Origin of the sequence: Paraburkholderia madseniana, from assembly GCF_009690905.1 — a bacterium.
Taxonomy (GTDB): Bacteria; Pseudomonadota; Gammaproteobacteria; order Burkholderiales; family Burkholderiaceae; genus Paraburkholderia; species Paraburkholderia madseniana.
This window is the reverse complement of the sequence record NZ_VOSW01000184.1, coordinates 1-9,378: the sequence shown is the minus strand read 5'-3', so window position 1 is coordinate 9,378 and position 9,378 is coordinate 1. Positions and strand designations below refer to the sequence as shown.

General features: G+C 63.0%; 5 protein-coding genes. 3 read left to right on the top strand and 2 right to left on the bottom strand.

Translation table 11 applies throughout. The annotated features are described in order from the left end of the window. Positions 1-230: 230 nt before the first annotated feature. Both FSO04_RS44035 and FSO04_RS44030 read left to right on the top strand, forming a co-directional pair. The gene (locus FSO04_RS44035; RefSeq protein ID WP_154567602.1) at positions 231-2,582 is read left to right on the top strand and encodes a UvrD-helicase domain-containing protein; all 2,352 of its coding nucleotides are present in this window, start codon (positions 231-233) and stop codon (positions 2,580-2,582) included. Between the two features lie 11 nt (positions 2,583-2,593). Continuing rightward, on the top strand, positions 2,594-3,385 hold the full coding sequence (locus tag FSO04_RS44030; RefSeq protein WP_233465434.1) for a 5'-methylthioadenosine/adenosylhomocysteine nucleosidase: 792 nt from the start codon (positions 2,594-2,596) through the stop codon (positions 3,383-3,385). 3 nt (positions 3,386-3,388) lie between these two features. On the opposite strand, the gene FSO04_RS44025 is transcribed toward FSO04_RS44030, so the two are convergent. Both FSO04_RS44025 and FSO04_RS44020 read right to left on the bottom strand, forming a co-directional pair. Continuing rightward, positions 3,389-5,278: a propionate--CoA ligase gene (locus FSO04_RS44025; protein WP_154567600.1), complete on the bottom strand. Its 1,890-nt coding sequence runs from the start codon at positions 5,276-5,278 to the stop codon at positions 3,389-3,391. Positions 5,279-5,478: 200 nt separating this feature from the next. Then, positions 5,479-6,744 (bottom strand): MFS transporter, encoded by a 1,266-nt coding sequence (locus tag FSO04_RS44020; protein ID WP_154567599.1) that lies wholly within the window; start codon positions 6,742-6,744, stop codon positions 5,479-5,481. Between the two features lie 522 nt (positions 6,745-7,266). Between FSO04_RS44020 and FSO04_RS44015 the strand changes: the two genes are divergently transcribed. After that, positions 7,267-8,946, top strand: coding sequence for a methyl-accepting chemotaxis protein (locus tag FSO04_RS44015; RefSeq protein ID WP_154567598.1), 1,680 nt, complete (start codon positions 7,267-7,269; stop codon positions 8,944-8,946). Positions 8,947-9,378: the final 432 nt, after the last annotated feature.

Here is a 9,378-nt window from a genome sequence, read left to right as displayed (position 1 = left end):
TAGCAGTAGCGGTTTGAGCTGCTTTCTCTTGCCTACTTCTCTTTGCAGCCGGCAAAGAGAAGTAGGTGCCGCCCCGCACAGGGGCAACGCTAATAGACCACTAGCAAATCAAGGAAAGGCCAAAGCCCCAAGAACCCTGACAATGCCGCCGCAAAAGGCAAAAAACCCCAAAAAAACCTAACCCCCGGAGGGGCATATAATGTCGAACGCCCTCGCCGTCCTCCCAAAAAATGCCCGATCTGCTAGCCAATCTAAACCCCGAACAACACGCCGCCGTCACGCTCCCCAACGAGCCAGCGCTCATCCTTGCAGGCGCGGGCAGCGGCAAAACCCGCGTCCTCATCACGCGCATCGCGTGGCTGATCCAGCACGGTCTGGCGTCGCCCGCCACCATCCTGGCGGTGACCTTCACCAATAAAGCCGCCCGCGAAATGATGTCGCGTCTTTCGGCTCTCCTGCCGATCGACACCCGTGGCATGTGGATCGGCACCTTCCACGGCCTCTGCAACCGCATGCTCCGCGCGCATCATCGCGACGCCGGCCTGCCAGCCACCTTCCAGATCCTCGATACCGCGGACCAGCTCTCCGCGATCAAGCGTCTGATGAAGGGCCTCAACATCGACGACGAAAAGTACCCGGCGAAAAATCTCCAGTACTTCATCAACAATTCCAAAGAACAAGGCCTGCGCCCGAAAGACGTCGACGCCACCGACAACTTCAACCGCAAATTCGTCGAGCTCTACGAAGCCTACGACCAGCAGTGCCAGCGCGAAGGCGTCGTCGACTTTCCGGAGCTGCTGCTGCGCTGCTTCGAGCTGCTCGCGCACAATCCGCCGCTGCGCGCCCACTATCAGGCGCGCTTCAGGCACATCCTCGTCGACGAGTTCCAGGATACCAACAAGCTGCAATACGCGTGGCTGAAGTTGCTGGCCGGGCAGACCAACTCGATCTTCGCCGTCGGCGACGACGATCAGTCGATCTACGCGTTCCGCGGTGCGAACGTCGGCAACATGCGCGACTTCGAACACGAGTTCAACGTCCGGCACATGATCAAGCTGGAGCAGAACTACCGCTCGCACGGCCATATTCTCGACGCGGCCAATCAACTGATCGCCAATAACTCGCGGCGTCTGGGCAAGAATCTGCGTACCGACGCGGGTCACGGCGAACCGGTGCGCGTCTACGAGTCCGCCACCGATACGCAGGAAGCCGGCTGGATCGTCGAGGAAATCAAGGCGCTGATCAGCACCGGCACGTCGCGCAGCGAAGTCGCCATCCTGTATCGCAGCAACGCGCAGTCGCGCACGATCGAACACACGCTGGTCAATGCGGGCATCGCGTATCGCGTGTACGGCGGTCTGCGCTTTTTCGAACGCCAGGAAGTCAAACACGCGCTCGCCTATCTGCGCCTGATCGACAATCCGAACGACGACACCGCGTTCGCCCGCGTCGTCAATTTCCCCACGCGCGGCATCGGCGCGCGCTCGATCGAGCAACTTGCCGACGCGGCGCGTCTGTACAACTGCTCGATGGCCGCGGCGATTCCGTATGTCGCGGGTAAGGCGGGGTCGAGCCTCGCGAGTTTCGCGAACCTGATCGGCAAGATGCGCGCGGAAACGCAGCAGATGAGCCTGCCGGAAACGGTCGAATACGTGGTGCGCACGAGCGGTCTCACGGAGTTCTATCAGAACGAACGCGAAGGCCAGGACCGGCTGGAGAACTTGCAGGAACTGGTCAACGCGGCCGCTGCTTTTGTCAGCGAAGAAGGCTACGGCATGGATACGCCGGCGCGCTCGATTCCGCTGCGCCCGGGCGCGACCACGGCGCCTGAGTTGGCCGTCGCCACGGATGATCCGAATACCGTCGTGCTGGACGCGCCCGGCATCGCCGATCCGGCGCAAAACCCGGACACGATGACGCCGCTCGCCGGTTTCCTGTCGCACGCGTCGCTGGAAGCGGGCGACAACCAGGCGCAAGCCGGTCAGGAAGCCGTGCAGTTGATGACGGTGCACGCGGCCAAGGGTCTCGAGTTCACGGCGGTGTTTATCACCGGGCTCGAAGAAGGGCTGTTCCCGCATGAAAACAGCGCGATGGAATCGGATGGGCTGGAAGAAGAGCGTCGTCTGATGTATGTGGCGATCACGCGGGCGAAGGAGCGTTTGTATCTGTCGTTTGCGCAGAGCCGGATGCTGCACGGCCAGACGCGCTACAACATCCGCTCGCGCTTCTTCGACGAACTGCCGCAGGAAACGCTCAAGTGGCTCACGCCGAAGGTCGAGGCGGGCGCGCGTTGGGGCGGGCGTTCGGATAACGCCGGTTATGGTCGCGACTGGTTCGCGCGACCGGGTTACACGGGCGCCGTGTCGTCGACGCCGGCGCCGTTGCCGGCCTTTGCGAACGAACAACGCGCTGCTGAAACGGGTTTCCGCGTCGGCCAGCAAGTGTTCCATACCAAGTTCGGGGAAGGCACGATTACGGCGCTGGAAGGCGGTGGCACGGATGCCAAGGCCCAAGTCAAATTCAAGCGGCACGGCGAAAAGTGGCTGGCGCTTGCGGTCGCTAAATTGCAGGCGGTTGAATGAGCACGGGCGGCATGAATCCAAACCACAGCGGCGCAACGGTCTCGCATCGTCCGCTTGGCATTCTGGCGGCCTTGCCGCAGGAACTTGGCGATCTGATCGAAGCGATGCGCGCCGAATCCGGCGTGCGCATCATTACTCACGGTCAGCGTGACTATCACCTCGGCACCATGCACGGCGCGCCTTGCGTCGTGACACTGGCGCGCGTCGGCAAGGTCGCGGCGGCGGCTACGGTCAGCGCTTTGATCCATGCGTTCGATGTCGAAGCGGTTGTGTTCACCGGCGTTGCGGGTGGCGTGGGGACTGAGGTGCGGGTCGGTGATATCGTCGTCGCCAACGGGCTGATGCAGCACGATCTCGACGCGTCGCCGTTGTTTCCGCGCTTCGAGGTGCCGTTGCTCGGCGTGTCGCGCTTCGCAGCCGATGCGGCGCTTGCCGATCAACTGGCTGCGGCATGCGAGCGTTTTGTCGCGGAAGAGGGGGCTGCTGCGGCGGCGCGCTTCGGCACACGCGAGCCGCGCGTGCATCGCGGGTTGATCATCAGTGGCGATCAGTTCGTCGCGAGTGCGACGGGTGTCAAAGGCTTGCGCGATGCGCTGCCGGACGCGCTCGCGGTCGAGATGGAAGGCGCTGCGATCGCGCAGGTCTGTTATGAGTACGGCGTGCCGTGCGCGGTGGTGCGGACCATCTCCGACACCGCCGACGATCACGCGCCGCAATCGTTCGTGTCGTTTCTGACGGAGATCGCGGGGACGTATTCGAACGCGATCCTGACGCGGTTTTTAGCGGCACGTAGCGCGGCGTAATCCTTAACCCAGCGCCTCCCGCACCTGCTGCAGCGCCGCCGGATCCTCGATCGTCGGCAGATCGCCCGGTTCGCGTCCCTCGGCGAGCGCCGCAATCGCACGGCGCAGGAGCTTACCCGAGCGCGTCTTCGGCAGCATCGACACCACCACCACACGCGCCGGCCTCGCAATCGCGCCGAGCTGGCGGTCGACCGTCGTGGTGAGTTCGGCTTCCAGCTTCGCTCGTGCCTTCTCGCTCGCATAGGCTTGCGCGTCGCGCAGCACCACGAAGGCCATCGCCGTCTGACCCTTCAGCGCATCCGTCACGCCGACCACCGCGACTTCCGCGACCGCCGCGTGGCTCGACAACGCTTCCTCGATCTCGCGCGTGCCGAGCCGATGACCGGCCACATTGATCACGTCGTCGGTGCGTCCGAGGATCGTCACGTATCCGTCTTCATCCTGAATGCCCCAGTCGAAGGTCGAGTAGGCCTGCTGATTCGGAATACTCGACCAGTACGTGCTGACAAAGCGCTTGTCGTCGCCCCATACCGTCGACATGCAGCCCGGCGGCAGCGGATAGCCCAGCGTGAGCACGCCTTTTTCGCCGGGCGGGCAGGGCTCGCCTGTCAGTTCGTTACGCAAGGTCAGATTGAAGCCGGCCGACGGCACGCCCGGCGAGCCGAGCTTGGTGGGCAGCGCTTCGACGCCGCGCGGAATCGCCAGCATCGGCCAGCCGGTTTCGGTCTGCCAGTAGTTGTCGATCACGGGCTTGCCGAGCGCGTCGGCGATCCATGCGGCGGTCGGTTCGTCGAGCGGCTCGCCGGCGAGGAACAGCGCGCGCAGGCTCGATAGATCGGATTTTTTCAGCAGCGCCGGATCCTGCTTTTTCAGCACGCGCAACGCTGTCGGTGCGGTGAACATCAGATTGATCTTGTGCTGTTCGACGAGGCGCCACCAGATGCCGCCGTCCGGACGAATCGGCGTGCCTTCGTACATCACGGTAGTGAGGCCCGCGATCAGCGGTGCATAGACGATGTAGCTATGGCCGACTACCCAGCCCACGTCCGACGCGGTGAACATCGTATCGCCGGGCTTGCCCTGAAAGATGTGTTCCATCGATGCCGCCAGCGCCACCGCATAACCGCCGACATCGCGTTGCACGCCCTTCGGCTTGCCGGTGGTGCCCGAGGTGTACAGCACATACGAGGGTTCGTTCGATTCGAGCCATTCGCACGGCACGTGGGCGTCGAAAAATTTCTCGCGCAGCGGCTCGTAGGCGACGAGGTAGCTCGCGTTCAGGCGCTCGGGTGCGAGTTGCCGGTCGATCAACAGCACGTGCGGTGTCTTGTGGGCCGCACGCGCAAGGGCTTCGTCCATCAGCGGCGTGTAGTCGATCACTTTGCCGCCACGCGCGCCGGCGTCGGCGGTGACGATCAGCACAGGTTTCGCATCGTCGATGCGGGCCGCCAGATTGGGGGCCGCGAAGCCGCCGAACACCACCGAGTGAATCGCGCCGAGCCGCGCGCACGCGAGCATCGCGAACAGCGCTTCGGGGATCATCGGCAGATAGAGCAGCACGACGTCGCCGCGCTTCACGCCCAGCGAGCGCATCACCGCGGCCATCCGGTTGATTTCGGCGTACAGATCGGCGTAGGTGTAGCGCCGCTCGATGCCGGTTTCCGTCGACACGTACACCAGCGCGTTCTGCTGCGGGCGCTCGGCCATATGCCGGTCCACCGCGTTATGGCACAGGTTCGTGCGCCCGCCGACGAACCAGCGCGCGAACGGCGGATTCGAGCGGTCGAGCACCGTATCGAACGGCGTTTGCCAATGAATCCGCTGCGCCTCTTCACGCCAGAATTCCTCGGGCTGCTCGATCGAACGGCGGTGGAAGTCGCGGTAGGTGGTCATCGGCGGCGATCCTTCTGCTGCGAGAGTGAACGGATGTCGAGTCGTACGGCTGCGAGGCGCGGCGGGAGGGCAGGCCGTACATCCGCACAAGCATAGAGCAGGCGTCGCCTTGCGGACAACGCGGGTTCACCATGAGGGCGCGGCCCAACGGAAAAAGGCGCCGTAGCGCCTTTTTCTTCATGCAACCGCAAGCGGCTCCGTCACGCTTTCGCGCGTTTGCCTTCGACATCCGGCAGAAACACCGTCAACAGGCCGATCAGCGGCAGGAACGAGCAGACCTTATACACATAGGCGATGCTGGTGGCGTCGGCCAACTGTCCGAGCACGGCAGCGCCAATCCCGCCCATGCCGAACGCGAAACCGAAGAAGAGGCCCGCGATCATCCCCACCTTGCCGGGGATCAGTTCCTGCGCATAGACGAGGATCGCCGAGAACGCCGAAGCCAGCACGATACCGATGATCACCGTCAGCACGCCGGTCCAGAACAGGTTGGCGTACGGCAGCAGCAGCGTGAACGGCGCGACGCCGAGGATCGATACCCAGATCACATACTTGCGGCCGATCCGGTCGCCGATCGGACCACCGATCACCGTGCCTGCCGCAACCGCCGCGAGGAACACGAACAGGTGGACCTGGGCGGCCTGCACCGGCAGGTGGAACTTGTCGATCAGATAGAACGTGAAGTAGCTGTTGATGCTGGCGAGGTAAAAGTATTTCGAGAACACCAGCAGCATCAGCACGCCCATCGCGAACATGACCTGGTTGCGCGACAGGGTCGCGTGACCGGTCTGGCTACGCGCCTTCTTCACGGCGGGATGCTGCTTGTACCAGCGGCCGATCTGCGTGAGCACGACGATCGCAACCAGCGCCGCCACCGAGAACCACGCGATGCTGCGCTGGCCGTGCGGAATCACGATCAACGCGGCGAGCAAGGGCCCGAGCGACGAACCCGCATTGCCGCCCACCTGGAACAGCGACTGCGCCAGACCGTGGCGGCCGCCCGAGGCCATGCGCGCCACCCGCGACGATTCCGGATGGAACACCGACGAGCCGCAGCCGACCAGCGCCGCCGCGACCAGCAGCACGCCGAAACTCGGCGCGACCGACATCAGCAGCAGGCCGGCGAGCGTGAAGCCCATGCCGACCGGCAGCGAATAGGGCTTCGGATGCTTGTCGGTATAGCTGCCGACCAGCGGCTGCAGCAGTGACGCGGTGATCTGGTAGGTCAGCGTAATCAGGCCGATCTGCCCGAACGACAGTGAAAAGTTGTCTTTAAACATCGGGTAGATCGCCAGGATCAGCGACTGGATCATGTCGTTGAGCAGATGCGAAAAGCTGATCGCACCCAGCACGGAGTAGACCGTGCGCTGGACCTTGGCGGCCGGCTGCGCCGCAGCGGGGCTGGCGGAACCCACGGGGGAGACTGAGGCGCCGGCGAGGGCGCTTTTTTCGAGGCTCGTTTCCATACGCTAGATGAGGGAGAGGAAAGGATGTGCGGTCATGATTTCAGGCTGCTGGCGCGTCGCGATTTCCGGCGTTCGCATGCCTGCGCGTGACCTGCCGGGTTGCCGCGGCATTTCGACGCGGCGCCCGGCCTTGTCAGCTATTTGTCGCAGTTTAATGTGGCTCGCACGAATTGTAAGGACAAGTTTTGTCGAGAATCGGACACGAATTGTGCTTTCCATGCGTCATGGATATGCCGAAACCCCAAGCCAGATGCACCACGGCGGTGCCTGTGTCAAGTGTGTTGCGCATGGTGACGTGTGGCTGGCACGTCGTCTGATAAATGCGATTTGGGGATTTTTGGCCATGTATAAAACGGTCGCGGGCGCGACGCTTACAAAGCGACGCGTCGAGGACCGGGCGCGGCAGTCGGCATCAGACAAGCGACGTTAAAGATCGCAGACGGTTATGCCGTAGACCCGGAGAGATAAGTATTAATGCCGGAACCGACCTTTCCGGCAGTTCGAAACGTGGGGACGAGAAATATGAAAGCAGTTTCGCTGGGCGGCCAGACGGGCGCGGGGTTCGAACCGGAAGGGGAAGCGGCGGGCAAACCGTCGCCATCGCGTGGCCAGGGCAACCACTCGCGGGCCGTGCGGCTCAAGGGCTTGTCGGTGAAGGCGACATTGCGGCTGGCGTTTGCCGTGCTGCTGATCGGCACACTCGCGATCGGCGTGTTTTCGCTGACGCAGATCAGCCGCCTGAATGCTTCCGCACAATCGATCTACGACCAGGGCCACGTGGCGAGTCGCGCTGCCGAAGAGGCGCGTGGCCACATGCTGCGCGCAAGCCGCGCGCAAAAGATGCTGCTGACCGCGACCACCGCCAAGGAGCGCGACGATCTCGGCGCCGACATCGACAAGGGATTGAGCGGCCTCGCCAGAGAGCTCGGGACGCTGCAACAGTACGTCGACACATCCGACGCGAAGGCCGTCGACCAGCAAAAGAAATTCGCCGCTGCTGTCGCGGTGTGGAGCGGGCACCTGCGTGATTTCGTGACCCTCGTAAAAGCGCAGCCGCTCGATCTTTCGCAGATGAACTGGCAGGTCGGCACCCAGGACGTCTCGTTGCTGGTCGAGACTGGCAAGCTCGAAAAACTCGTCGACGAACTCGTTGCCCAGCGCGGCACAGCCGCAAAGGCAACCATCGAGGCATCGGGTTTCATCTTCCATTCGTCGTTCGTGATGCTCGCTGCGATGACGGTCGCGCTGATCGCACTGGCGTTCGGCATTAGCGAGTGGGTAGTCCGACGCCTCGCCGGCCAACTCGGCGGCGAGCCCGCGTACGCAAAGGAAATTGCCAGCCGGATTGCCGCAGGCGACCTATCGAACCAGATCGCATTGGGCCGCAAGGACAAGTCGAGCATGCTGTACGCGCTGCACGACATGCAAAGCGGCCTCGCGACGACGGTCTCCGACATCGCGTCCAGCGCGGACGCAATCGCGACCGCATCGGGCGAAATCTCGATGGGCAACCTGGACTTGTCGCAACGCACCGAGCAACAGGCGATGGCACTCGAGCGAACCGCGAGCAGCATGGAACAGTTGACTTCGACGGTTCGTCAGAACGCCGACAACGCCAAGCAGGCGAGCACGCTGGCCAACAACGCCTCGGAAATTGCGGAGAAGGGCGGCGACGTAGTAAGTCGCGTGGTGGCGACGATGAACGAGATCAACGACAGCGCGCGGAGCATTGGCGACATCATTGGCGTGATTGAGGGGATTGCATTCCAGACCAACATTCTCGCGTTGAACGCGGCGGTGGAAGCAGCACGAGCCGGCGAAGAAGGCCGAGGATTTTCGGTAGTCGCTGCCGAAGTGCGAAACCTTGCTCAACGCAGCGCGGCTGCCGCCAAGGAGATCAAGGGCTTGATCAGCACGTCGGTGGAGCGAGTGAGCAACGGCTCGACGCTGGCGCAGGATGCCGGACAAACGATGGATGAAGTGGTGAAGGCGGTGAAGCGCGTAACCGACATCATGGGCGAGATTTCGGCGGCATCATCGGAACAGAGCGCGGGAATTGAAGAGATCAATCTCGCGGTAACGCAGATGGATTCAGGCACGCAGCAGAACGCCGCGCTAGTGGAACAGGCCACCGCAGCCGCCAGATCCCTGGACGATCAGGCCCGCGGCCTGAAGCAGATGGTCGGAAAGTTCAGGCTATAAAACGCTGAAGCACCGCGACTAAAGAAACGAGACTGAACCACCGCCTCGGCGGCGCGCACAGCGCCGCCGAGGCGAAGCCGATGGTTCCCCGGGGCGCAAAACCGAAGCCCCTGGTTTCCCAGGCAGACCCATCCGCGACGCACGCAGTGCGGAGTGGGAGCTGATGAGCCCTTTGTCACTAGCGCCGAATGTGCGAGGGCCCGGATTCCACGGAGCCACTGCCACTTGCAGGCCACGGTTCCCACTTAGCAGTAGCGGTTTGAGCCGCTTTCTCTTGCTTACTTCTCTTTGCGGCCGGCAAAGAGAAGTAAGTGCCGCCCCGCACAGCAATGCTCTCAACTTAAGCCCGAAAGGGCTTGTATACGGGGCGTTCGACCTGTAAACTTCATCGCATAACTGATTGATAAATCGACGATATGAACTCAAATACCA

Bases quoted from the DNA above. Each gene is read 5' to 3' on its own strand.
- FSO04_RS44035 (WP_154567602.1), top strand. From the start codon at position 231: ATGCCCGATCTGCTAGCCAATCTAAACCCCGAACAACACGCCGCCGTC.
- FSO04_RS44030 (WP_233465434.1), top strand. From the start codon at position 2,594: ATGAATCCAAACCACAGCGGCGCAACGGTCTCGCATCGTCCGCTTGGC.
- FSO04_RS44025 (WP_154567600.1), bottom strand. From the start codon at position 5,278: ATGACCACCTACCGCGACTTCCACCGCCGTTCGATCGAGCAGCCCGAG.
- FSO04_RS44020 (WP_154567599.1), bottom strand. From the start codon at position 6,744: ATGGAAACGAGCCTCGAAAAAAGCGCCCTCGCCGGCGCCTCAGTCTCC.
- FSO04_RS44015 (WP_154567598.1), top strand. From the start codon at position 7,267: ATGAAAGCAGTTTCGCTGGGCGGCCAGACGGGCGCGGGGTTCGAACCG.